A 24,200-nucleotide genomic window follows, 5' to 3' on the forward strand; every position below is an offset into this window, starting at 1 on the left:
GGAACTCCCGGGGATACGCAGGTTCGAACCACTGCGTATCCCATTTCACTCATGGAGCGAACAACATGAAGACTCACCTCAAGATCCGCAACGCTGCACTGGTCGCTGCCCTCGCCGCCGTCACCGCGACGGCTTACGCGACGAACGAGTACGTGTCGGCCCATAGCGACACCGTCGTTGCGCCGACCGAGACCGTCGTGACCACCACGACGACCACGACGATCGAGCCCGTTGCGCCGGTCGAGAGCCTGACGACGAACGAAACGGTCGTGACGACGCCGGCGACCCCGGCCGAAAGCGCACCGCTGCTCAACGTTCCCTCGACGCCCATCACCATTGAGGATCGACGGATGACGCTCGACGAGCGGATCCAGTCGGACGTGATGGACAAGCTCGCGGCCTCCCCGAACATCTCCGGGAAAATCGGCGTGGAATCGAAGGACGCCGTCGTGACGCTCACCGGCTATACGTCGACCTCGGCGCAGGCGTATCGCGCGGGCCGCTATGCCGGCAGCGTGGAAGGCGTGAAGTACGTGCAGAACGACGTCCGCGGCCGAATCGGCGGGTCGTACTAAGGACCGAAGAGCAGTTGCTGTAAGCAGAAGCAAGGCAGCACAGGGCCCCGCATCTCGGGGCCCTTCTCTTTGGTGCCGCTGCTCAGGCGCTCATCTTCCCGAGGATCTTGTCGAGCGTGATGGGATAGTCCCGGACGCGAACGCCGCTGGCGTTGTAGATCGCATTCGCCACCGCTGCGGAAACACCACAGATCCCGAGCTCGCCCACGCCCTTGGCCTTCATCGGCGAGGACAAGGGATCGGTCTCGTCGAGGAAGATCACGTCCTGGTGCGGGATATCGTTGTGGACAGGGACCTCGTAGCCGGCGAGATCGTGGTTCACGAAGAAGCCGTAATTCGGCCGCGTGTCGACCGCGAGCTCTTCCATCAGGGCCGCGCCCACGCCCATCGTCATCGCGCCGATCACCTGGCTGCGGGCGGACTTGGGATTGAGGATCCGTCCCGCGGCGCACACGGCCAGCATGCGGCGCACGCGGATCTCGGAGGTCGCGCCATCCACGCTCACCTCGACGAAGTGCGCGCCGAAGGTGGACTGCTGCTGGGATTCGGCGAGCTCCTTGGGGTAGTCGATGAAGTCTTCGGCGACACGTTCGCCGCCCGCGGCAATTTGCGACTTGAGCTTCATGCATGCGGCATAGACGCCGGCGCACGCATTGTTGCCGCCCCACTGACCCCCCGAGCCGCACGAGACGGGGAAGGACGAGTCGCCAAGCCGCACGATGACCTTGTCGAGCGGCACCTCCATCACCTCGGCGGCGGTCTGCGCGATCACCGTGTAGCTGCCGGTGCCGATGTCCGTCATGTCGGTCTCGACGATCACGAAGCCGCGATCGTCCAGGCGGACGCGCGCGGCGGACTTCATCAGCAGGTTGTTGCGGAACGCGGCGGCCATGCCCATGCCGATCAGCAGGCGGCCCTCTCGCACGCGGCCCGGTGTGGGATTGCGCCGGCTCCAGCCGAAGCGGTCCGCGCCGATGCGCATGCACTCGACCAGCCGGCGCTGCGTGAACGGGCGCTGCGGCTTCATCGGATCGACCTGCGTGTCGTTGAGGATCCGGAACTGGATCGGGTCGATGCCGAGCTTCTCGGCCATCTCGTCCATCGCGATCTCGAGCGCCATCAGGCCGGGCGCTTCTCCCGGAGCGCGCATCGCATTGCCCTCGGGAAGGTCGAGGACCGCGAGCCTCATGCCGGTGAGGCGATTGGCGCCCGCGTAAAGCAGCTTCGTCTGGTCGACGGCCGTTTCGGGATCGCCGCCGGGGAGGTTGCCGGACCAGCTCTCGTGCGCAATGGCGGTGATGCGGCCGTCGAGCTCCGTGGCGAGGCGGACGTGCTGGATCGTGGCCGGACGATGCGTGGTGTTGTTGGCGATCTGCGGGCGCGCCAGGGCGACTTTCACCGGCCGCCCCGCGGCCTTGGCTCCCAACGCGGCCAGCAAGGCATCGGAACGGATCCAGAGCTTCGCGCCGAAGCCGCCACCGACGTAGGGCGAGACCACGCGGATCCTGTCCTTGGGGATGGAGAACGTCTTCGCGAGATCGCGGACCGCCCAATCGATCATCTGGTTGGCGGTCCACACGGTGAGCTTGTCGCCCTCCCAGGCCGCGATGCTCGCGTGCGGCTCCATCATCGCGTGGCTCTGGTCCGGCGTGGTGTACGTCTGGTCCAGCTTGACCGGTGCGGCCGCGAAGGCCTTGTCGAAATCGCCGAGCTTCTGGATCGGCGGCTTCGGATCCTTCTCGTCGGGCTTGGGCGGCTTCGCGTTCTTCACCTCATGGGCGAGGTCGTAGCGGCCCGGCTGGCGGTCGTAGCGAACGCGCACGAGCTTCGCGGCGGAACGCGCTTGCTCGAACGTCTCCGCCACGACGACGGCCACGGCCTGGTCGTAGTGCTGGACGTCGGGCCCGGCGAGGAGCCTCGCGGTATGCGAATCGGCCTTGGCCAGCTTGCCGGCGTTCTGGTACGTGACGACGGCCAGCACGCCCGGCGCTGCCTTGGCGGCCGACACGTCGATGGACGTGATCTTTCCCTTGGCGATGGCACTGCCGACGATGCAGCCGTAAGCCTGGTTCGCGACGACGTCATGGCGCTCGTAGGCATAGGGCGCGGTGCCGGTGGTCTTCGCGGGGCCATCGATACGATCGACGGGCTGGCCGACGATCTTCATCTGGTCGATGGGGTTCTTCGTTGCAGCCGTTTCGAATTTCATGGCTTACCCCTTCGCCTGCGTGAGGACGGAGTCGAGCGTGCACTCGGCCAGCTGCACCTTGAACGCGTTCTCCTTCGTAGGCTTGGCCTCCGCGAGCAGGCGCTTGGTAACGGCTTTCGCGCCGTTCGGCATCTCCGATTCGGCCGCTTCCACGCGCCACGGCTTGTGCGCCACGCCGCCCAGGGCCACGCGGCCCGTGCCGTCGCGCTGCACGATCGCGGCCACCGAGACCAACGCGAACGCATAAGACGAGCGGTCGCGCACCTTGTGATAGATGTGCGTGCCCCCGATCGGCTTCGGCAAGGTCACCGCGGTGATGAGCTCGCCCGCGGCGAGGTCGCTCTCCACGTGCGGCGTCGTGCCCGGGAGCCGATGGAATTGCGCGATGGGGATCGTGCGCGACGAGCCATCCGGCTTGACCGTCTCCACCGTGGCGTCGAGTGCGCGCATGGCAACCGCCATGTCGCTCGGATGGACGGCGATGCACGCCTTGCTCACGCCGACGACGGCGTGCTGGCGGCTGAAGCCTTCGATCGCGCTGCAGCCGCTGCCGGGCACGCGCTTGTTGCACGGCTGGTTGGTGTCGTAGAAGTAGTGGCACCGCGTGCGCTGGAGCAGGTTGCCGCCGGTGGTGGCCATGTTGCGGATCTGCCCGCTGGCCCCGGCGACGATCGCGCGCGAGAGCACGGCGTAGTCGCGGCGCACCCGGGCATCCGCGGCGAGATCGGTATTGCGGACGAGCGTGCCGATGCGAAGCCCTCCTTCCGGAGTGGACTCGATCTTGTCGAGGCCGAGGCCGTTCACGTCGACCAGGTGCTGCGGCGTCTCGACCTCGAGCTTCATGAGGTCCAGGAGGTTGGTACCGCCCGCGATGAACTTCGCACCCGGCTCGCGCGCGGCACGGGCGGCTTGCGCGGGCGTGGCGGCCTTTTCGTAGGTGAAGGACCTCATGCCGACCTCCCCGAGACTTCGCCGATCGCCTCGACGATGTTGGAGTACGCACCGCACCGGCAGATGTTGCCGCTCATGCGCTCGCGAAACTCGGCAGCCACGGCCTGCGGCTTGGCGGTGATGTCGGCGCTCACGTGGCTGGGGATCCCGGCCTTGATCTCGTCCAGCATGCCCACGGCGGAACAGATCTGGCCGGGCGTGCAGTAGCCGCATTGGTAGCCGTCGTGCTTCACGAAGGCGGCCTGCATGGGATGGAGGTTCTGCGGAGTGCCCAGGCCTTCGATGGTGGTGACGCTCTTGCCCTGCTGCATTACGGCAAGGGTGAGGCAGGAGACGACGCGGCGGCCATCCACCAAAACGGTGCACGCGCCGCATTGGCCGTGGTCGCAGCCTTTCTTGCTGCCGGTGAGCTTCAGGTTTTCGCGGAGCGCATCGAGCAGGGTCGTGCGCGTGTCGACCTCGAGATCGCGGAGCGTACCGTTGACGTTCAGGGACAGCTTGCTGGACACGGGCGGCCTCGCGGAAGGTGGCTTGGGCACGGCGGATACGGCCGGCAGCGTGACAGCGGCCGCGGAACCGGCGCTGGTGAGGAGGAATGTACGCCGTGTGACCTTCATGCCGCTGGACTCTTCCATTGCCTGGGATCCTTCCTGGGTGGCCCTGAAGAAAAACTTACCGGCGTACCTCCGCCGCTCTCGGCGGTTCGACATGAAAAAAGGCCGAGGATTCCTCCCCGGCCTTTTCGTACTTCTTGCAGCGGTGGCTACGCGTTCACGCTCTGGTACACCGAGGCCAGCGAGTGGCTGCGGCCCGCCTCGAACGCCTTGCCGGCGCGCTCGAGCTCCACCGGATCTCCATCCGCGACGCGGATCGCGAGCTTGCGGGCCTCGTCGGCCGTGAGCGCGCGAACGTTGACGCGGGCGAAGCAGCGTCCCGGGCGGATCAGCGCCTCGTCCAGGTCTCCCACGTTCGGGAGGTTGGTCGAGAAGATGATCTTGCGGCCCTGCGAACGCACCACGCCATCGGCGATGGTGAGGAAGCGGTGCAGATGCTCGTTGCCGTCGCAACGGGGCTTCAGCAGGTGATCCGCATCCTCGACCACGAAGGCATCGTCCCAGCCCGTGATGAACTTCACGAAGATCTGGTCCGTCTGCAGCGCCTTCATGTCGCCGGTGTACAGCGCTTCGGACTCGCCATCCTTGCGGCGCGAGATCTCGCCGAGGATCGCGCGGATCAGGCGCGTCTTGCCGGTGCCCGGAGGCCCCTGCAACACCAGCACCGTCTCCTTCGCATCCAGGTAGCGCTCGACGAAAGCCTGCACGCCGCCCTTGATCTCCGGATAGGCCTCGTCGATCAGCACGTCGTCCGCGAGCTCCTCGATCGACGCGCTCTCGATGTCGCCGTTGCCGGTCACGAAGCACCAGTTGACGGTGAACATCGGCTCGGTGATCCGCGTCGCCGCGGCCTTGCCGAGAATCCGTTGCGTCGCTTCCTCCGCACGCTGCGGGCTGGCCGCGTGGATGTGGAAGACGAACGAGCAGTAGTCCGCTTTTCGTCCACCCCATCCGGTCGCGTACAGGCCCTCGGCGTCCAGGATCAGCGTGCCTTGATCCAGTCGCTCGGCGTGCCAGGACGTATCCAGCGCCACGGCATCCAGCAATGCCTCCAACTCCACGCGGGCGGCGAACCGCACGCGACGGTAGATCGGATAGCGGCTCGTGCCGGTTTCGAAGGCGTGGACCAGGCGCGACTTGAAGATCGCCTCCTGGATCCTTCCCGCCTTCATCCCGACCCTGATTTGTTCCATATCAACCTTTCACACACAAAATCTGCTTGAGCGTCGCGACGATCTCGACCAGGTCCGACTGCGCGGCCATCACCTTGTCGATGTCCTTGTACGCAGACGGGATCTCGTCGATCACGCCCTGGTCCTTGCGGCATTCGACGCCCTTCGTCTGGGCCTCGAGATCGTCCCGCGTGAAGCGCTTGCGGGCAGCCGTGCGGCTCATGCGGCGGCCGGCACCATGCGAGCATGAGCAGTACGAATCCGCGTTGCCCTTGCCGCGCACGATGAAGCTCTTGGCACCCATCGAGCCCGGGATGATCCCCAGCTCTCCGGACCGCGCGCTCACCGCGCCTTTCCGCGTGATCCACACGTTCTCGCCGAAGTGCTCCTCGACGCGCGCGTAGTTGTGGTGGCAGTTGGTCACTTCCCCCACGAACTCGACCTTGCGGTCCAGCGCCTTCTCGAGAGCTCGGTGCACGAGGTAGAGCATCAGGTCCCGGTTGAGCGACGCGTACTCCTGCGCCCAGCCGAGCCCTTCCACGTACGCCTCGAACTCCGCCGTGCCTTCGTCCAGCCACGCGAGCTCGCGATCGGGCAGACCGCGGTCCACCTCTTTCGCGATGCGCTTGGCCCGCTCGATCGCCACCGTGCCGATCGTGTTGCCGACGTTGCGCGAACCCGAGTGCAACATGATCCACACGGCACCGTTCGTATCCAGGCAGATCTCGATGAAGTGGTTTCCCCCACCGAGGCTGCCCAGCTGGCGCCACATGCGGCCCTCGTCGAAGCGGCCCATCCACTCCAGGATGCGCAGCTTCGGGTATCGCGTCTCGAGGTCGCGCACGCGCTTGTCGAGCTTCGGGGCAACCAGGCCGTGCTTCGGCTCCACGGGATGCTTGTGGAATCCGAAACCCACCGGCACGTCACGCTCGACCTGCGAGCGCACGCCGTGCAGGTTGTGCGGCAGGTCGCCGGCGACGAGGTTCGTCTTCACCGCCAGCATCCCGCAGCCAATGTCCACGCCCACCGCCGCCGGCACGATGGCCGCGCGGGTCGGGATCACGGTTCCCACGGTCGCACCCCGCCCGAGGTGCACGTCCGGCATCACGGCCACCGGCCCGGCGAGGATCGGGAGCATCGAGACGTTGCGGATCTGCTCGATCGCTTCGCCCTCGATCTCCAGGTCGCCGGTCCAGAGGCGCGCGTCCGGCAGGATTTCTCGATAGTTCGTTTTCGTCTTCATGTTCTCTCCATATACGTCATTCCCGCGAAGCCTGCCCCCGAATGATTTCATCGGGGGGCGGGAATCCAGCTGGGCCCCCGCCTACGCGGGGGTGACAAGCAAAAAGCCCGGAGCTCTGTCGAGTCTCCGGGCTTCGTGGTGACCACGAATGGCGAGGGTGCTATCCCTTCGCCAGGCTCCCGGAGGCAAGACGATCCCCGACGCTTGCGGACGTGCACGGCACAAGGCCTTGCACGAGCGCTGGCGCCCGCAGGTCGTTCGTCTGTTTGATCACGTGTTGCATCTCGATTCCAAAAATTCGTGTTGCGTTGTACGACAAGGGTGCGAATCCTGAGGGCATTCGGGAATCGTGTCAAGCACCCGCGGGAAGTTTTTGCGATGCGTGTCGATTGGACGCCCCGCCATTGGACAAGGGGTATCCCTCACTGGAAAATGGGCCGGACATGGAAAAGAACTACCGCTGGGTCATCGTCGCCGCCGGCGCCTTGATGGGCTGCGTGGCCATCGGGGCGATGTTCTCGCTGGCGATCTTCCTGGAGCCGATCTCGAGGGATACGGGCTGGTCGCGGGCCGCCATCTCGAGCGCGATGAGCCTCAACTTCATCACCCTCGGCCTGGGCGCCTTCGCATGGGGCTGGGCCAGCGACCGGTACGGGGCCCGCGTCGTGGTGACGATCGGCGCGGTGCTGCTCGGCTTGGCGCTCGTGCTCGCCAGCCGGACGACGAGCCTCGTGGGCTTCCAGGTCACCTACGGCGTGCTGGTGGGCCTCTCCGCGAGCGCGTTCCTGGCCCCCATGATCGCGACGGTGATGGGCTGGTTCACGACGCAGCGGGCGCTCGCCGTGTCGCTCGTCTCCGCGGGCATGGGCGCGGCGCCGATGACGGTGTCGCCGATCGCGCAGTGGCTGGTCACGGACTACGGCTGGCGGCCGGCGATGTTGATGATCGGCATCGGGGCATGGCTCGTGACGTTGCCTTGCACGCTGCTGGTTCGGCGGCCGCCTGCGGCCGAAGAGCCGGCGGAGGCTGGGTCCCCGCCTTCGCGGGGACGACAGGGCGAGCGGGGATCGCAAGGGGAGCTGTGGCAAGCGCTGAGCTCGCCGCAGTTCATCGTGCTCGGCCTCACGTTCTTCGCGTGCTGCGCGGCGCACGCCGGACCGATCTTCCACATGGTGAGCTACGCGATGGTGTGCGGAATCGGCCCGATGGCCGCCGTGAGCATCTACAGCGTGGAAGGGCTCGCGGGTCTCGGCGGCCGCGTGCTCTTCGGCGTGGCGGCGGACAAGCTGGGCACGAAACGCGTGCTCATCTTTGGCCTGCTCGTCCAGGCCCTCGCGATCGGCAGCTACGTCCATGTCCGCGAGCTGAAGGAGTTCTACTCGCTCGCGATCGTGTTCGGCGCCGCGTACGGCGGCGTGATGCCGCTCTACTCCGTGCTTGCGCGCGACTACTTCCGGCAGGAGGTCATGGGCTCCGTGCTCGGCGCCGCGATGATGGTCTCCAGCATCGGCATGGCCGCGGGCCCGCTCATCGGCGGCTGGGTCTACGACCACTACAACACCTACACCTGGATGTTCCTCGGCTCCGCGGCCGTGGGACTCGGCGCGGTGGCGATGGCCTTCGCATTCCCGAAGCCGGGTCGCGCCGCCGTGTGACAGAACGGGGACAGCCGTACACGCGAGCGCGAGGGATAATCGCGCGAACGTAACTCCCGGAAACGTCATGCGAATCCTGATCGCAACCGATGCGTGGGCGCCGCAGATCAACGGCGTGGTGGTCACACTGGTGAACATCATCGCGCGCCTGCGGAAGCACGGGCACGAGGTGCACGTGATCTCGCCCGAAGGCTTCTTCACGCTGCCGATGCCGACGTATCCGGAGATCCCGCTCGCGGTGATGCCGGGGCGCGGCGTGTCGCGGCAGATTCGCGAGTTCGATCCGGACACGATCCACATCGCGACCGAGGGACCGATCGGCGCCGCGGCTCGCCGTTACTGCCTGCGCCGCGGGCTCGCTTTCACGTCCGCGTACCACACGTGTTTCCCGGAGTACGTGCAGCCGCGCTTCGGCGTGCCGCTCGCGTGGGGCTACGCGTTCATGCGCCGCTTCCACGCGCCCTCATCGGCGGTGATGGTTGCGACACCGGCGATGCGCCGCTCGCTCGAGGAGCACGGGTTCGAGCGCATCGTCGACTACAAGCTGGGCACGGACCTCGAGCTCTTCCATCCGACGAACGAGCGCTTCACCGACCTGCCCCGGCCGGTCTTCACCTACGTGGGCCGTGTCGCCCTCGAGAAGAACCTGCCCGCGTTCCTGGAGCTCGACCTGCCGGGCAGCAAGCTCGTCGTGGGCGATGGTCCCGCGCGGAAGAAGCTGGAGCGTGAGTTCCCCAACGCCCGCTTCGTAGGCTTCAGGCACGGCGTGGAGCTGGCGAGCTACTACCAGCGCTCGGACGCCTTCGTGTTCCCGAGCCTCACCGACACCTTCGGTCTCGTGATGCTCGAAGCGCTGGCGTGCGGAGTCCCTGTGGCTGCGTTCCCGGTGCGCGGGCCGATCGACGTCGTGAAGGACGCGCGCGTCGGCGTCCTTGATCAGGACCTTCGCCGTGCGGCCCTCGCGGCGCTGGAGCTGGACCGCGCCGGCTGCCGCCGCTACGCGGAAGCCTTCCCGTGGGAGGAGACCACGCGGCAATTCCTGGCGCACATGGCGCCCGCACGGCTCGCGCAGCGCGATCCCTTGGGCGCCGAAGCCCGATAGAAGGAACCCTGCCGCCAACGGTGCGTCTATCCTGGGTCAATTCCCTGGGAGAACGAGCATGGACAAGAAAACCAAGGTGGCAGTGATCGTGGGCAGCCTGCGCAAAGGCTCGTACAGCCGGATGGTCGCCAAGGCGGTGAGCGGGATGAATGCGCGGCTCGACTGCGAGATCGCCGAGATCGGACAGCTCCAGCACTTCAACCAGGACCTGGAGCAGACGCCCTCGGCGGAATGGAAGGCGTTCAAGGAGCGCATCCAGGGCAGCGATGCCGTTCTGTTCGTGACGCCCGAATACAACCGCTCCATTCCCGGCGTGCTGAAGAACGCGATCGACGTCGCCTCGCGTCCCTATGGGCAGAGCGCCTGGGCGAAGAAGCCCGCCGCCGTCCTGGGCGTGACGCCCGGCGCACTTGGTGCCTTCGGCGCGGCCAACCACCTGCGGCAAAGCCTCGCGTTCCTCGACATGCCGACGCTGCAACAGCCGGAGGCTTACCTGAGCGGCGTCGCGAAGTTCTTCGACGAGGGCGGCAAGCTCACGAATGCCGATACGGAGGCGTTCCTGCGCAAGTTCATGGACGCGTTCGCGGCGTGGATCGACACGACTCGCGCAAAAACATCCTGACGTTGTCGAAAACGGAACCGCCCGTTCGACTAGAGGTACCCACCCGTTTATCGACCCAGGAGAAACACATGCCCAGCACCATCCGGCTGCACCGCGTCTTCAAGACCACGCCCGAGAAACTCTACAAGGCCTTCATCACGCCCGAGGCGATGGTGAAGTGGCTGCCCCCGCACGGCTTCACCGCCAAGGTCCACGAGATGGACGCGCGCGTGGGAGGAAAGTACAAGATGTCGTTCACGAACTTCGGCGCCGGCCAGAGCCATTCGTTTGGCGGCGAGTATCTCGAGCTGGTGCCCGGCAAACGCCTGCGCTACGTGGACAAGTTCGACGATTCCAGCATGCCCGGCGCGATGACCGTGACGATCGAGCTGAAGAAGGTGTCCGTGGGCACCGAGATCAACATCACCCAGGAAGGCGTGCCCGATGCGATTCCGGCAGAGGCCTGCTACCTCGGGTGGGGCGAGTCGCTCGAGCTGCTGAAGCTGCTGGTCGAGCCGGAGATTCCGACCGAGTAGTTACGCAGCCACAGCGGCCCGACGCGCGGCCGCCGGCGCACGCAGCGAGTCCATCGCTGCCTCTACGCCGCCGCTCGCGTGGGGAATGCCGGCCTCCGCGAGCGCCAGCTCGATCGCGGCCAATGCGCCAAGAACCATCGGCTCGTTGAGATCGCCCATGTGGCCGATACGAAAGATCTTTCCCTGCAGCACGCCCAGGCCGCGGCCGAGAGCCACGCCGTAGCGATCCTGCGCGATGGCACGGACTCGATCGGCGTCGTGTCCCGCGGGGACCATCACGGCGGTGAGTGAATCGGAGGCGAAGTCGGGATCGAGGCTGTAGATCTCGACGCCGCCGCTCTTCCCCCAATGACGCACGCAGGCGCGCGTGGCATCGGCGAGCCGGCGATGGCGAACGAAGACGTTCTCGAGTCCCTCTTCTTCCAGCATGTCGAGCGACGCCTCGAGGCCGAAGAAGTGCGAGATCGGCGGCGTGCCGCAGAACTGCACCTGGCGGCCGTTCTCGATCATCGGGCGCCAGTCCCAGTACTTGCGGGTGTTGGTCGTGGTCTGTGCCACGGCCCACGCACGCGGGTTGATCGCCGTGAAGGCCATGCCCGGCGGCAGCATCAAGCCCTTCTGCGAGCCGCCGATCACGAGGTCGACGCCCCACTCGTCCATGCGGAAGTCGTACGAGGCGAGCGAGGAGATGGTGTCGACGAGATAGAGCGCCGGATGGCCGAGGCGATTCATCACCGCGCGCACTTCCGCGATGGGATGGCGAATGCCGGTGGCCGTTTCATTCTGGATGAGCATCACGGCCTTGATCTGATGCTTCGTGTCCGCGGCGAGCGCTCGGCCCACGGCTTCCGGATCGACGGGGCGGCGATCGGGCGTGGGCAGCGCCTCGACTTCAAGCCCGTACGCCCGCGCGGTGTTGGACCAGCGGTCGGCGAAGAAGCCGGTTTGCGGGACCAGGACCTTGTCCCCGGGAGAAAACAGGTTCGCGATGCTCGCGTCCCAGGCTCCGTTGCCCGACGCGGCGTACATGATGACGAAGCCCTCGCGCGTCTTGAGGATGCCCTTCATCCGCTGCAGCGACCGGTCGCGCAGGGCCACGAACTCGGGCGCGGTGAAGTCCACCGTCGGGCGCGCCATCGCCTGCAGCACCCGGTGCGGGATGTTGGTGGGACCGGGGTGCATGAAAAACTGCCAGCCACGTGCAACCGTCATCGCTGTCTCCTGGTTCTATTCCTCAATGATAACGGGCTCTAGAAACCACCGAGGAAATCCCGCTTGCCGAGCTTTACGCCGTTGTGTCGGAGGATGGCGTAGGCGGCTGTCTCGTGGAAGAAGAAGTTGGGGAGGACGAACTGTTGCAGATGAGAGATGCCCCGCAGCGTCTTTGTCCGCTCGCCAATCTGCCACGTCACCATGCGCTCATCCGCCCCCTCGAACTGCTCCGGCTTGAGCGTCTCCAGGTATGCGATCGTCTTTCGAACTCGCTCGATCAGCTGGGGAAATGTGGTTTCGTTGTCTTCGAAGGACGGTGGCTGGGTTTGCGCGAGACGGGCCGCGCCGCTCTTCGCGATGTCCGTCGTCCGCTGCACCTGCTTCAAGAGCGGAAACATGTCCGGATAGAGGCGGCTCTCGATCAGGACCGCCGGATCGATGTTCTTCGCCGCGGCGTGGTCGGCCGCCTTCTGGAGAATGCCCGCCAGGTGCCCCAAGGCGCGCGTGAACGTGGGGATGCTGGCGTCGTACATCGGGAACGTCATGGTCGGAGGAGCGGGGGGTAGGTCGAAACCTCATTTTGCACTCGACTGATCCGCTGGATCGCTGAACTGATCCGCTGGATCAACCCCGAGGGTCCACTGGATCACTTTGGCGATCCAGTGGATCAGGCGAGTGCAAATTGCGATTTCAATGCACCCCGCTCGGTCAGTCAGCCATCCTTGCTCCACAGCTCACCGTTCTCGCTCTGAATCGGCCGCGTGGCAGGCGAACTCGATGTTGTGGCCATCAGGGTCGAACACCTGGGCCGCAAAGTAGTTCGCGTGGACCTGCGTCATCAACGTGGGTTCGACGCGGCTTCGAGCTCCGGTCGCCACTGCCGCCTCGTAGCAACGCCGCACCAGGTCGCGGGAGACGCAGTTGAAGGCTACGTGGGGCAACGGCGTCGCGGCCGGGGTCGCCTGCGAGAGACCGCCCGGAAGCAAAGGGCCGCCCGGTTGCGAGGGACCGCTCGTCCGCACCCAGAAGTCCGGCGCGATTTCGGTCGTGCCCCAGCCACACAACGCTTCGCGGGCCACGTAGTGCCGGTAACCCAAGGGTGCGAGCGCGGCCGTGTAGAACACCGTGGATGCGGGAAGATTGGATACGGAGATTTCGAGGTGATCGATCATCGGGGGTTGGATAGACTTGTCCGGGAACCGATGACTTTGAGGCAGGCCGCCTGGCGTTTCGCCGCGAAGTGAGGCCCCAAACCGTCGCGTCGCCGCAAACCCGTGCCGCCACCCGCCTCAAAAAACCATGCCCCCGAAGACTGAACCCTCCCTCGACACCTTCGACCTCCGCATCCTCGCCCTCTACCAGCACGACACGCAGGTGCCCGCCGCGGAGATCGGCGCGCAGGTGGGGCTATCGGCCGCAGCGGTGCAACGCCGCCTGAAGCGGCTCCGCGAAACACGCGTCATCGAGGCTGAGACCGCACGAGTCTCACCGAAGTCGGTGGGCCTGCCCGTGACCTGCGTCGTGGCCGTGGACCTGCGCGACGAGAGCACGCGGGAGATGACGCGCTTCAAGCGCCGCATGGTCGCCCGCACCGAGGTGCAGCAGTGCTACTACGTGACCGGGCAGGCGGACTTCATGTTGATCGTGATCGCCGCGAGCATGGAGGCCTACGAAGCGTTCACGCGCGAGGCGCTGCTCGATGACGCGAACGTGAAGAGCTTCACGACCCACGTCGTGATGGACCGCGTGAAAGTGGGGATGAGCCTGCCGATTCGAGATTAAGATGAACGCAAAGCGGCACACAAGAACAACACACGACACCACAAGAACAAACACACAACACCACCGGAGGAGTTCCAGCATGAAGAACGGACTGAAGGTCGCGGCCGCCGCACTCGCATTCTTCGCAGGGTCGCTCGCGTGGGCGCAGGGCTATCCCACCAAACCCATCAAGATCGTCGTGCCGGCCACCACGGGCGGCGCGATCGACACGATCGCCCGCATCATGGCGGACAAGATGACCACCTCGCTGGGACAACCGGTCGTCGTGGAGAACCGGCCGGGAGCCTCCAACAACCTCGGCACCGACGTCGTGGCCAAGAGCGCGCCCGACGGCTACACGCTGGTGATCGTGGCCTCCAGCCATGCCACCAACAAGTGGGTCTTCAAGAACCTGCCCTATGACCCCGTGAAGGACTTCGAGCCGGTCATCTACACGCACATCGTGCCGCTGCTGCTCACCGTGAATCCGACGGTGAACGCGAAGACGGTCCCGGAGCTGGTCACATGGATCAAGGCCAATCCGGACAAGGCGATCTACGCCACGAGCGGCAACGGAAGCTCCCTGCACATGGCGGCCGAGCTCTTCATGAGCATGACCGGCACCAAGATGCAGCAAGTCCCCTACAAGGGCAGCTCCGCCGCGCACCCGGACCTGCTGGCGGGCCGCACCTTCATCATCTTCGACCCGATCACGGCGATCCTTCCGCACGTGAAGGCAGGGTCGCTGCGCGGCATCGCGGTGACCACCCTCAAGCGCTCGTCGTCGGCGCCCGAGATCCCGACGGTGGCCGAGTCCCTGCCCGGCTTCGACGCCGCGACCTGGGGCGGCATCCTCGCCCCGGCGGGCACGCCGAAGGACATCGTGATGAAGCTCAACGTCGCCGCCAACGCGGCGCTCAGGATGGACGACGTGCGCGCGAAGCTCGAGGCCGCTGGCGTCCAGATCCAGGGCGGCACGCCGGAGCAGTTCGCCGCCGTGATCAAGAGCGAAGTCGACAAGTGGGAGCCGATCGTCAAGAACGCCGGCATCAAGGCCGAGTAGACCCGGGAGCGCCGGGCCCCTGCGCCTAGCGCTTCGCTCCGGCGAGCGCCCCAAAGGCCTGGTCCAGCTTGGACTGGGCCTGCTCCAACCGGCCCCGCTGGGCCTGCAGCCACTCCACGTCGGCCGCGAGCTTCTTCTTCTCCGACTCCAGCATCCGCGCGACTTCGGCAGGCTGCGGCCCCCCGAGGCCGCGGCTGGCCGCCACCATGCCCTCGGCCGACAGCGAATCGCGGAAGCGCTTCTCGGTGAGCGGGAACGCGGCCGGCGCGTTGTACTTCTTCGCGGCCTCCGACCAGACGATCTTCGCATCGGCGAACGAGATCTCGCTCGGGCCGATCCCCGCGCTGCGGCCGAACGTCACCAGCTCCGAAGCGAAGTGGTGGCCCACGCGGAACGGGATGTCCGCTTCACGCTGGAGCACGTCGGCGAGCTCCGTGGTTGTCGAGTACTCCTTGTTCACTTCGGCCAGGGCCGCGGGCGCATTCACCACGAGGTTCTCGAAGAAGCGCTGCAGGTGGCCGAACATCGCGATCGCGTCCTCGAGCGCGCGGTGCGAATGGTCGCGCTTGGAGTCGGGCATGCCGGGCGTCACGTTGTGCGCGACGATGACGGAGAGCTGCGCGTCACCCACCACGAGGCTCGATGACAGGCGCAGGTTGTTCAGCACCGTCGGGTTCCGCTTCTGCGGCATGATGCTGCTGCCGTGCGTCTCGGAGCCCTCCTGGATCAGCAGCCACGGCGTGGTCTGGTGATACTGCGTGTGCACGTCGGCTACCAGCGAGCCGGTGGTGAGCGCGCTGAGAGCGGCGACGGAATCGAGCTCGACGGGCACATCCATGATCGAGAGCTGGGCCGCGTCGTAGCCGTTCTCCACGTTGCCGTCGAACCCCAGCAGCTCGGCCAGGCGCACGCGATTGATCGGGAAGCTCGACGTCCCATACACGGCGACGCCAAGCGGGTTCTGGTTCAACCGCGCGTACGCCTGGCGCAGGCGCTCGCCCTGTCTCGCATACGCACTCGAGAAGCCCAACAGATAGTGGCCGTACGTGGTGGGCTGCGCCTGCACGCCGTTGGTGTAGCCGGGCACGATCGTCTTCTGGTGCTTGCCCGCCGTCTCGAGGAGCTTCTGCCGCGCGGCCGTCATCGCCTCCATGAGGGCGAGCGTTCGCTCGCGCAGCATCACGCGACGGTTGGTGGGGATGATGTCCTGGCGGCTGCGTCCGGAGTGCATGCGCGTGGCGTCCGGCCCTGCGTAGGCGAGCAGCAGCGGTTCGTACTGGAGGTAGTCGCCCGGCCGCCTGGCTCCGGGCTTCGCGCCGTCCGCGATGACCTTCGAGACTCCATCGGCGATGCGCGCGCCCAGCTCCTTCGAGACGATGCCCTGCTCGACCACCATCACCGTCGAGGCCTTGTTGAACTCGTTCAGCCAGTAGAACTCGTCGTTGAAGGTGGCGGCGGCCCGACGTTGGGCGAATGCGGATCCGCAACAGAGGGTCGCCGCGACGGCAACCAGGAAGAAGGTTTTTTTCATGATCAGAAGACGTGGCGGATACCCGCCGAGATGCCCTGCGGATCCCCACCCGCCGTGATGCTCAACGTGCCGGCGCCGAAGTTGCAGAGATTGCCGACCTCGTTGCTCACCCGCGTGTAGTACGCGGTGACGAACGTGCGGCGAGAGAAGTCATAGCGGTAGCCGACGCCGGTCATGTCGCAACGCGGCTGGGCGGCCGTCGTCACGCCGCCGTCCTTCGAGTTCTGGTAGATGGCGAGCACGTGGTGCTTTTCGGCGAGCACCCAATCCACGCCGAGCGCGTAGCCCTTCTGCTTCACCGTGTTCGTGCGGCTGTATTCGCCGTACTGCGCCATCAGCTTGGCTCCGAAGAGGCGCACGTAGGCACCGATGCCGTGGCCCTCTTCCTCGATGCCCGGGGTGACCGTGCCGTCGCGCGAGTCGTTGTGCTTCTCGTAGGCGTAGGTGAGGTAGACCTCCTTGTTCGACCACACGACCGACGCGCCGTACTTGTACGGGTTGCGATCGGCGGCCTTGGCCTCGTTGGCCGCGTAGGCGAGCCGCACCTCGAAGCCGCTCAGCGTCGGCGACCAATACTGGATGGTGTTCGCCTCGCGGTTGGCGAAGTTGCCCTGGTTCAGCGCGGTGCCGGTGATGTCGGCGAGCGCCAGGTCGGTGTACGGGTCGAGGGGTGCCGCCTGCGCGGTCTTCATCGGCATGTCCCAGCGGCCCATGATCACGGTGCCGAAGTTCGGGTGCGCCAGGCCCACGCCGCTGTTGCGGTTGGCGAACGTGCCGCTGCCCGCGTCGGGCGAGAAGCCGGTCTCGAGCTGGTAGACCGCCTTCAGTCCGCCGCCGAGATTCTCGGTGCCGCGCACGCCCAGCAGCGAGGATTGGTCGGTCACGCGGTTGCGGCGCGGGACGGGATTGGTACCGCCCTTGGCCTCGACCGAATCGAACATCAGGTAGACGCGGCCATAGAGCGTGACCGGGCTGCCATCGGCGCCTTCGGTCTCCTGGCCAGCGCAGGGCAATGCAGCGACGGCCGCGAGCGCGGCGAGGCATTTCTTCATTTTCTTGGACTCCTCCGATGTTGTCCGGCGACACTAGCAGCACGGAATCCATATATCCAATATCCTGTCCGGCACCTTGCAAGACGTTGGAGATATGACGATGGAGCTCCGCCACCTGCGTTACTTCACGGCCATCGCGGCCGAAGGCAACTTCACGCGCGCGGCCGAACGCCTCGGCATCCAGCAGCCGCCGCTCAGCCAACAGCTGGCCGCGCTCGAGCGGGAGCTGGGCGTGCGGCTCTTCGACCGGCTGCCGCGCGGCGTGGAGCTCACGCCCGCGGGCTCGGCCTTCCTCGAGGATTCGCTGGCCCTGCTGGAACGCGTGGATGGCGCCACGGCCCGCGCGCGCCGCGTGGCCAAGGGCGTGGCGGGCACTCTGCGGATCGGGTTCACAAGCTCCGCGGCCACGCACCCCGCGGCTTCGGACACGATCGCGTCGTTTCGCACCCGCTACCCGGACGTGCACCTCTCATTCCTCGAGGGAAACGCGGCGTCGTTGTCAGAAGCGGTGCTGGGCCGGCACGCGCAGGCGGCCATGGTGCGCGTGCCCGTCGTGCGCGACCCGGACCTTCGATTCGTGCAGATCGACCAGGAGCCGCTGGTCGCCGCCCTTGCCGCGTCGCATCCGCTGGCTCAGCGCGCCCGGAAGAAATCCACTCCCGGCATCGGCTTGCGTGACCTCGTGAAGGAACCGCTGATCCTCGTCCGACGTCCCGGTGCTCCGGGCATGTACGGAACGCTGCTCGACGCTTGCCGGGAAGCGGGGCTCACGCCGAAGATCGCCGCCGAGGTGGAGAACATGCTCACGAACCTGATGCTCGTGGCCGCGGGCGTGGGAGCTACCGTGGTTCCCTCATCGATGCGCGGCATTCTCGCCGACCGCATCGCTTACTTGCCCGTGCAAGGCGCCGGGAGGATGGTTGCGCCGCTCACGCTGCTGACCCATCGCGAGGACACGAATCCGGCCGTGACGAACCTGATTGCCGTGGCTCGCCGCGTGCTGGACTAACACGCCGTGAACGGAATCGGCCCCCGAATCACGCCACCGAATTCACGCACGATTCTGCACTCCCAACCGGCTCCAAGCTGCATCGCCACGACACCGTCCGCCCCCAAGATCCTGCCTTCACTTCGGAGGATCGATCGATGGCTTCCCTTGTCCGCCTTGCAGTCCTGTCCCTGTTGCTGCTCTTCGCGCTGCCGGCCCTGGCCGTCAATCCGGTCTCCGGAAAGACCTCCTGGGCGATCGTCCTGTGCAAGTTCAAGGACATCCCGGCCGAGCCCTTCACGGTAAAGGACGCCGAGATCTTCTTCACGGAGGCCGGCAAGGGCCAGGGAATGATGTTCGACTTCTGGAGGGACATGTCCTTCGGCAAGGTGGATCTCACCGGCTCGAAGGTCTTCGGATGGTTCGACTTGCCGCTCACGTTCGACGAGTTCAACAAGCTGGGCGGCGAGCCGCCTGCAGGGCGCGACGAGAAGCTCGAGCTCTGCCGGAAGGCGGCCAAGGGCGTGAAGCTCGACGACTTCTACGGCACCGTGGTGGTCTGGAACGACGATCGCGGTGAGTTCTGGGGGACCACCAAGCGGGTGGCGCTGACGCCGAGCTCCCTGGTCCCTGCCGCGGCGGGCCATGAGATGGGGCATGGGTACGGCATGAACCACTCGATGGGCTGGCCCAGGATCGTCTACGGCGATCCGTGGGACACCATGAGCTTCGCCCGCGTGCACACGTTCATGGGCAGCGGGGGCAAAAGCGGACCGGGCTTGAACGCCTCGTACCGGGCGCTCCTCGAATGGCTCGATCCTCGTCGCATCGTCGACGTGACACCCGGCCCGTTGAGGGCGGTGCGCCTCGATTCGGTTTCCTTCGAGGCGGGCACCGACATGCACATGGCTCGCATCCGCCTCACGCCGGACGAGCATCTCGATGTCGAACTGCGGACCCAGGATGGGTGGGATGCCGGCATTCCGGAACCCGTGGTCCTGGTACACCGCGTGGGCCTCGGCCACGTCACGCTCCTCGAGAGGAACGCCGGCGGTTCGTACGACCTCCAGCCGGGCGAACGTTACTACGACGCCGCATACGACGTGCAGGTCCGCGTCCGCTCCATCGACTTCGGCAACGCGAAGGCCGACATCGAGATCGGGCCCACGGGCCCCACGGTCCGTGCCTCGCTGCATCCGCAGCCGAACGGGACGGGCTGGAACACCACGGACGTCGAAGTGCGGCTGGAAGCGAACCATCCCGTGCCGCGCTACACCGCGCCGGAGATCACGTTCGACATCGAGGGCGCGGACTTCGCGCTCCCGTCCACGCAATCGGCGTTCACGATCCTCCTGCCGCTGCGCACGGAAGGCATCAGCGCGGTGAACTTCGCGGCCGTGGACAAGGACGGCAACCTGGGCGACGAGGGCCGGATCGAGATCGCGATCGACAAGACGCCTCCGCTCAGCCACGCGACCCTGGTGCCGACGTCCGCGGGCTTCCAGGCGCGGATCGTCGCGACCGACGCGACATCGGGCGTTCGCGAGATCCGCTACAACCTGGGCGGCCTCGGGCCCGACCAGGTGGTGGCGGGCAGCGCGGCGACCGTGCTCCTCAACCCGAGTGGCTGGAGCACGCTGCTCTACTGGGCGGTCGACCAGGCCGGCAACGTCGAGTACCCGTACCACCAGCTCACAGTCTCGCCCCACCTCGAGGTCACGCCGTCCGCGGTGAGCCTCACGGCACCCGTGGGCGCATGGGGCACGCCCGGCATCGTGACGCTGCGCAACAGCGGCGTGTCGGCTATGAACATCGTCTCGGTCATGACGGACAGCTACTACTTCCGCGTGATTCCGGGCTCCACGTGCGTCGGCCGGCTCGGCGGTGGCCAGGCGTGCGACCTGAGGGTGGAGTTCTTCGCGCCCGCGGCTTTCGCCTACGACGCCACGCTCTACATCCGCACCGACGATATCCACCAGCTCGACCACACCGTCGCGCTGCACGGCGAGGGGAAGGTGCCCGGCCTCACGTTCAACCCGAGTCCCGTCGTGTTCGCCAACGTGACGATCGGCACCGTCGGCGGGAGCTACGCGAGGGCGACGATCGGAAACAGCAGCGGCGCTCCGGTCGTGATCTCGAACCTCTACACCGGCACCGGCACGTTCCTGATCTTCGGCGACACGTGCGGACCAAAGCCGTACACGCTCGCTTCCGGGGCCTCCTGCTACGTGGACATGCTCTTCATGCCTGGCGTCGTCGGTCCGCATTCGGGCAGCCTGCAAGTCGCCTCCAATGTTCCCAGCGGGCCGCAGTCCGTGCCGCTGCAGGGGATGGCAACGGGGACACCGACGCTGACAGCCGTGCCGAATCCCGTCGCGTTCGGAATGGTGCCGGTGGGGCAGAGCGGGATCCAGCAGCTGAAGATACGGAACACCGGGACGATGCTGGCCTTCGTGGACGGCTTCACGATCGCGGGCGCGAATCCGGCGATGTTCCGGATCATCAAGTCGATGTGCCAGAACGGCGTGCCGCCGACCACCATCGAGCCGGGGCAGGCGTGCGAGTTCGTGATCGCCTACCTGCCGACTGCCTCGGCGACGCACCAGGCCGTGTTGCGGGCGAACCTCTCGATGGGGGTGGCACCGTTCGACGTGCCCATGAGCGGGATGGCGCGCTAGTCGCGCGTGAACGTCGCGATCCAGTTCGCTTCCCAATTCTTGCCGCCATCGTCGGAGAAGGCCTGTTCGAGACGGAAGGCCTTCTCCGTGATGCCGGAGAAGACGAAGCGGACGAAGATCGCGCGGTCGCGGAACGTCTCCTGGTTGTAGAACTCGCCGCGGCCGTCCTTGAAGCCGCCGATCATCGGCGTGCCGATCGTGCCGCCGGCGCTGTTCGAGAACGAGATGCTCCATTGGCCGGTCGTCGGGTTGTGCACGCGCAGGCTCAGGCCCTGGATGCGGCCGGCGGCGCCCTCGAGCTCGATCTCTCCGAGATTGGCTTTACCGCCCCACACCTTGCGCACGATCGACGTGCCGCGATACTCCACCCACTTGTCGGAGCCGGTCAGCGGATCGAGGCGGCGTTTCAGATGCGCCTTCCAGTCGCCGAACTCGAAGTCGAAGTCGTTCGGGGCCGCCAGTGCGGCGAGCGGGATCGTCATGACGAGGGCCAGTAACAGTCGGGGTGCGCGCATCGCGGTAAATTAGCGCGGTCACCCGCCTTCGAACAGAAGGCACCTGGAGGTTCCCATGGCCCGTGCCCGCACCAACCCCCTCGCCGACTGCCCCTACACCGCGACGAATGCGGCGCTCGGCGGGAAGTGGAAGCTGATCATCGTCTATTGGCTCGGCGAATCTCCGCGCCACTTCGCCGCGCTGCGCGAACGCATGTTCGGCATCTCGCAGAAGGTGCTCACGCAGCAATTGCGCGAGCTGGTCGCGGACGGGATCGTGGAGCGGATGGAGACGGGGAAGGTGCCGGCGAAGGTGGTCTATTCGCTGACGGAGCACGGGAAGACCGTGATGCCGCTGCTGCACAGCGTGCGTCATTGGGGAATGGCGCACCTGGAGCGGGACGGAGGGCCGAGGCCCTCCTCCTGCTAGGTCATATCCCGCTGCCAGATCCCTTCCGGCTGCCCGTCACATCCGGCCGAACTTGCCGGCGTTGAAGTCCACGACCGCCTTCACGATCTCCTCGCGCGTGTTCATCACGAAGGGGCCGTGGCCGACGACCGGCTCGTCGATGGGCTCGCCCGCGAGCAGCAGGACCTTGGCGTCGCTTTTGGCTTCGATCGTGACGCCGCCGCCCTCGGTGGAAAGCGTAGCCATCTGCTTCTCGCGCAGGTCCGTCCCGCCGTTCAACTGCACCGCACCCGCCATCACGACGATCTGCACCGTCCAGCCTTCGGCCTGCGAGAGATCCACGGTCTTGCCCGCCTTCACCCGGACGTCCCAGACGTTCATCGGCGTGAAAGTGCGTGCCGGGCCTTTGCTCCCGGCGTAGTCGCCCGCGATCACGCGCACGGTTCCCGCGTCATCCGGAAGCGGCACGGCGGGAATCTGCTTGTCGGTGATGGCCTGGTATCCGGGCGCGGTCATCTTGTCCTTGGCCGGGAGGTTCACCCAGAGCTGGGCCATCTCGAACGGGCCACCGGACTTGGCGAAGCCGGCGGAGTGGAATTCCTCGTGGAGGATGCCGCCGCCCGCCGTCATCCACTGCACGTCGCCACGGCCGATCACGCCGCCGCTGCCGGTGGAGTCGCGATGCTCGACCTCGCCGTCATAGACGATCGTGACGGTCTCGAAGCCGCGGTGCGGATGGGCTCCGACGCCGCGGCGCTTGTCCGTGGGCTCGAAGTGGATGGGGGCGGCGTAGTCCAGCAACAGGAACGGGCTGATGCGGCCCGTGTTGCCGGTATAGCCAAACATGCCGTGGACGGGGAAGCCGTCGCCGACCCAGTGGCGGTCGGGAGCGCTGTGGGTACCGAGGATCTTCTTGGGAGTGTTCATGGAAGAAGAATATGGCGGCGAATCGGAGCGACTCAACCCCGGGAGCCCGTCGGGTGGCTCGGCAAGGGCGATCCCAGTGGCTCGGCGGGGCGACCCAGCGGTTCGGCAAGATCGCTCCATGAAGACGTGGGGGGTACCTCAAAGTGCACTTCTGCATTCGCCTGATCCACTGGATCGGCAAAGTGATCCACGGGAGCAACGCCTCTGATCCAAAGGATCACTTTGGAGATCCACGGGATCAGGGGAATGCATTTCATTGAATCTCGGCTACCCACGCGTGTCCCAAGATCGGGCAACACCGCCCTTTCGAAGCGAGGAATCACCATGGCTGCAAGACCGCAAGTCGCCGTAGAACCCCGGCCCGATGGGCGCTGGGCCGTCCAGACCGACAAGACCCAGCGTGCGGACTCGCTGCACGAGCGAAAGTCCGACGCCATCGCGCGCGGCAAGGAGCTGGCGGAGAACAAGCACACCGAGCTCCTGATCAAGAACGAGAACGGGCAGATCTCCGCGAAGCACAGCTACGGCAACGATCCGCGCGGCACGAAGGGCTAGCGCCGCAGGAAGGCGGAAGTGCCTTCACGAAACCCGGGCGTCGAGGCGGCCAATCCAAAATAGTCCGCACCCAGCCCGGCCGACTCTTCGAGCGACATGTTGAGGCCGCGATGCAGGGCCTCCCATGTAAGCCATACCGCAGGGGACGGGCATGACGCCATGTCCATTGCGATACGTTCTGCGGTCGGCAGGAGCTCCTCCGCCGGCACGACATGGTTCACGAGGCCGATCGCGAGCGCCTCGTTCGCATCGATGACGCGGCCGGTCAGCAGCATCTCGGCCGCCCTGCCCTTGCCGACCATGCGCGGCAGGCGCGTCGTTCCACCGAATCCCGCCACGGCACCGATGCGCACTTCGGGGTGACCCATGACGGCGTGGGATGCCGCGATCCGGATGGCGCACGCCTCGGCCAACTCCAGCCCGCCCCCCAGCGCGTAGCCGTTGAGTGCGGCGATGACCGGCTTGCCGAGCGTCTCGATCCGGTGGTTCACCTCCACGGCGAGGCGGGCCAGCTCGCGGACCTCCATCGGCGTGGCGCGGTTCAGGTATGCGATGTCGGCGCCGGCCGAGAACGCCTTGTCGCCCGCGCCGACGATGATGAGGGCGCGCACGTCGGGATCCGCGGCGGCCCATTCGATATCGGAGAGGAGGGCCTGGAGGACCGCGGCATTCATCGCGTTCATGGCCTCGGGACGGTCGATGACGATACGGGCGATCTGGGTCATGGCGCTCTCTTGGGGGGAAACGACGATCCTGCGGCCGAGGTGCATGCGCTCACAAACGACTTCGGGGCATGCCGTGCATGCCCCAAACTCATCCAGATGCCCTGTCGAAACGACCGGCCGCCGTTCGACTAGAGTCATCCAACACCT

General features: G+C 66.4%; 24 protein-coding genes. 11 read left to right on the plus strand and 13 right to left on the minus strand.

Translation table 11 applies throughout. The annotated features are described in order from the left end of the window. Positions 1 to 65: 65 nt before the first annotated feature. A complete protein-coding gene (locus DSM104443_RS15845; RefSeq protein ID WP_171093920.1) occupies positions 66 to 575 on the plus strand; it encodes a BON domain-containing protein in 510 nt (169 codons plus the stop codon). An 82-nt stretch (positions 576 to 657) separates the two neighbouring features. On the opposite strand, the gene DSM104443_RS15850 is transcribed toward DSM104443_RS15845, so the two are convergent. The 5 genes from DSM104443_RS15850 to DSM104443_RS15870 form a co-directional block, all read right to left on the minus strand. Beyond that, positions 658 to 2,784, minus strand: a complete 2,127-nt coding sequence (locus DSM104443_RS15850) for a xanthine dehydrogenase family protein molybdopterin-binding subunit (protein WP_171093922.1) — start codon at positions 2,782 to 2,784, stop codon at positions 658 to 660. A gap of 3 nt (positions 2,785 to 2,787) precedes the next feature. Continuing rightward, the gene (locus DSM104443_RS15855) at positions 2,788 to 3,735 is read right to left on the minus strand and encodes an FAD binding domain-containing protein (RefSeq protein WP_171093924.1); all 948 of its coding nucleotides are present in this window, start codon (positions 3,733 to 3,735) and stop codon (positions 2,788 to 2,790) included. Next, positions 3,732 to 4,370 (minus strand): aldehyde dehydrogenase iron-sulfur subunit PaoA, encoded by a 639-nt coding sequence (paoA, locus tag DSM104443_RS15860; protein ID WP_171093926.1) that lies wholly within the window; start codon positions 4,368 to 4,370, stop codon positions 3,732 to 3,734. Before paoA ends, DSM104443_RS15855 begins: the two co-directional genes overlap by 4 nt. Positions 4,371 to 4,498: 128 nt before the next feature. Continuing rightward, complete coding sequence (locus DSM104443_RS15865) at positions 4,499 to 5,521, minus strand: AAA family ATPase (protein WP_171093928.1); 1,023 nt, start codon at positions 5,519 to 5,521, stop codon at positions 4,499 to 4,501. A 22-nt stretch (positions 5,522 to 5,543) separates the two neighbouring features. Beyond that, complete coding sequence (locus DSM104443_RS15870; protein WP_171093930.1) at positions 5,544 to 6,764, minus strand: RtcB family protein; 1,221 nt, start codon at positions 6,762 to 6,764, stop codon at positions 5,544 to 5,546. Between the two features lie 443 nt (positions 6,765 to 7,207). Between DSM104443_RS15870 and DSM104443_RS15875 the strand changes: the two genes are divergently transcribed. From DSM104443_RS15875 to DSM104443_RS15890, 4 genes are all read left to right on the plus strand, one after another. Next, entirely contained in the window at positions 7,208 to 8,419 is a 1,212-nt protein-coding gene (locus tag DSM104443_RS15875; RefSeq protein ID WP_171093932.1) for an MFS transporter, read from the plus strand. A 67-nt stretch (positions 8,420 to 8,486) separates the two neighbouring features. After that, the gene (locus tag DSM104443_RS15880; RefSeq protein WP_171093934.1) at positions 8,487 to 9,521 is read left to right on the plus strand and encodes a glycosyltransferase family 4 protein; all 1,035 of its coding nucleotides are present in this window, start codon (positions 8,487 to 8,489) and stop codon (positions 9,519 to 9,521) included. 58 nt (positions 9,522 to 9,579) lie between these two features. Continuing rightward, positions 9,580 to 10,143, plus strand: a complete 564-nt coding sequence (locus DSM104443_RS15885) for an NADPH-dependent FMN reductase (protein WP_171093936.1) — start codon at positions 9,580 to 9,582, stop codon at positions 10,141 to 10,143. Between the two features lie 68 nt (positions 10,144 to 10,211). Next, positions 10,212 to 10,658: an SRPBCC family protein gene (locus DSM104443_RS15890; RefSeq protein WP_171093938.1), complete on the plus strand. Its 447-nt coding sequence runs from the start codon at positions 10,212 to 10,214 to the stop codon at positions 10,656 to 10,658. On the opposite strand, the gene DSM104443_RS15895 is transcribed toward DSM104443_RS15890, so the two are convergent. The 3 genes from DSM104443_RS15895 to DSM104443_RS15905 form a co-directional block, all read right to left on the minus strand. After that, on the minus strand, positions 10,659 to 11,870 hold the full coding sequence (locus DSM104443_RS15895) for a pyridoxal-phosphate-dependent aminotransferase family protein (RefSeq protein ID WP_171093940.1): 1,212 nt from the start codon (positions 11,868 to 11,870) through the stop codon (positions 10,659 to 10,661). 38 nt (positions 11,871 to 11,908) lie between these two features. After that, positions 11,909 to 12,415: a DUF1993 domain-containing protein gene (locus tag DSM104443_RS15900; RefSeq protein WP_171093941.1), complete on the minus strand. Its 507-nt coding sequence runs from the start codon at positions 12,413 to 12,415 to the stop codon at positions 11,909 to 11,911. A 189-nt stretch (positions 12,416 to 12,604) separates the two neighbouring features. Next, complete coding sequence (locus DSM104443_RS15905) at positions 12,605 to 13,042, minus strand: VOC family protein (protein WP_171093943.1); 438 nt, start codon at positions 13,040 to 13,042, stop codon at positions 12,605 to 12,607. A 127-nt stretch (positions 13,043 to 13,169) separates the two neighbouring features. On the opposite strand from DSM104443_RS15905, the gene DSM104443_RS15910 reads away from it, so the two are divergent. Continuing rightward, positions 13,170 to 13,652: an Lrp/AsnC family transcriptional regulator gene (locus DSM104443_RS15910; RefSeq protein ID WP_171093945.1), complete on the plus strand. Its 483-nt coding sequence runs from the start codon at positions 13,170 to 13,172 to the stop codon at positions 13,650 to 13,652. A gap of 79 nt (positions 13,653 to 13,731) precedes the next feature. Next, positions 13,732 to 14,694, plus strand: a complete 963-nt coding sequence (locus DSM104443_RS15915; RefSeq protein ID WP_171093947.1) for a tripartite tricarboxylate transporter substrate binding protein — start codon at positions 13,732 to 13,734, stop codon at positions 14,692 to 14,694. A 25-nt stretch (positions 14,695 to 14,719) separates the two neighbouring features. Here the strand turns inward: DSM104443_RS15915 and DSM104443_RS15920 are convergent, their stop codons facing one another. After that, positions 14,720 to 16,225, minus strand: a complete 1,506-nt coding sequence (locus DSM104443_RS15920) for a lyase family protein (protein WP_171093949.1) — start codon at positions 16,223 to 16,225, stop codon at positions 14,720 to 14,722. Between the two features lie 2 nt (positions 16,226 to 16,227). Next, positions 16,228 to 17,277, minus strand: coding sequence for a porin (locus tag DSM104443_RS15925; protein WP_171093951.1), 1,050 nt, complete (start codon positions 17,275 to 17,277; stop codon positions 16,228 to 16,230). A gap of 94 nt (positions 17,278 to 17,371) precedes the next feature. On the opposite strand from DSM104443_RS15925, the gene DSM104443_RS15930 reads away from it, so the two are divergent. Together DSM104443_RS15930 and DSM104443_RS15935 are read left to right on the plus strand one after the other, a co-directional pair. Then, positions 17,372 to 18,286, plus strand: a complete 915-nt coding sequence (locus tag DSM104443_RS15930; RefSeq protein WP_212756732.1) for a LysR family transcriptional regulator — start codon at positions 17,372 to 17,374, stop codon at positions 18,284 to 18,286. 137 nt (positions 18,287 to 18,423) lie between these two features. Further along, positions 18,424 to 20,943: a choice-of-anchor D domain-containing protein gene (locus DSM104443_RS15935; protein ID WP_171093953.1), complete on the plus strand. Its 2,520-nt coding sequence runs from the start codon at positions 18,424 to 18,426 to the stop codon at positions 20,941 to 20,943. Here DSM104443_RS15935 and DSM104443_RS15940 read toward each other — a convergent pair. Continuing rightward, entirely contained in the window at positions 20,940 to 21,458 is a 519-nt protein-coding gene (locus tag DSM104443_RS15940; RefSeq protein WP_171093955.1) for a hypothetical protein, read from the minus strand. The genes DSM104443_RS15935 and DSM104443_RS15940 overlap by 4 nt on opposite strands. A gap of 55 nt (positions 21,459 to 21,513) precedes the next feature. Here DSM104443_RS15940 and DSM104443_RS15945 point away from each other — a divergent pair, with 55 nt between their 5' ends. Beyond that, complete coding sequence (locus tag DSM104443_RS15945; RefSeq protein ID WP_171093957.1) at positions 21,514 to 21,867, plus strand: winged helix-turn-helix transcriptional regulator; 354 nt, start codon at positions 21,514 to 21,516, stop codon at positions 21,865 to 21,867. Positions 21,868 to 21,903: 36 nt separating this feature from the next. Here the strand turns inward: DSM104443_RS15945 and DSM104443_RS15950 are convergent, their stop codons facing one another. Further along, on the minus strand, positions 21,904 to 22,773 hold the full coding sequence (locus tag DSM104443_RS15950) for a pirin family protein (RefSeq protein WP_171093959.1): 870 nt from the start codon (positions 22,771 to 22,773) through the stop codon (positions 21,904 to 21,906). 324 nt (positions 22,774 to 23,097) lie between these two features. Between DSM104443_RS15950 and DSM104443_RS15955 the strand changes: the two genes are divergently transcribed. After that, positions 23,098 to 23,328 carry a DUF2188 domain-containing protein gene (locus DSM104443_RS15955; RefSeq protein ID WP_171093961.1) on the plus strand — a complete coding sequence of 77 codons (231 nt, stop codon included), beginning with the start codon at positions 23,098 to 23,100 and terminating at the stop codon, positions 23,326 to 23,328. Here the strand turns inward: DSM104443_RS15955 and DSM104443_RS15960 are convergent. Beyond that, positions 23,325 to 24,053 (minus strand): enoyl-CoA hydratase/isomerase family protein, encoded by a 729-nt coding sequence (locus DSM104443_RS15960; RefSeq protein WP_212756734.1) that lies wholly within the window; start codon positions 24,051 to 24,053, stop codon positions 23,325 to 23,327. The genes DSM104443_RS15955 and DSM104443_RS15960 overlap by 4 nt on opposite strands. Between the last annotated feature and the right edge of the window lie 147 nt (positions 24,054 to 24,200).

The sequence above is a fragment of the Usitatibacter rugosus genome (assembly GCF_013003965.1).
Taxonomy (GTDB): Bacteria; Pseudomonadota; Gammaproteobacteria; order Burkholderiales; family Usitatibacteraceae; genus Usitatibacter; species Usitatibacter rugosus.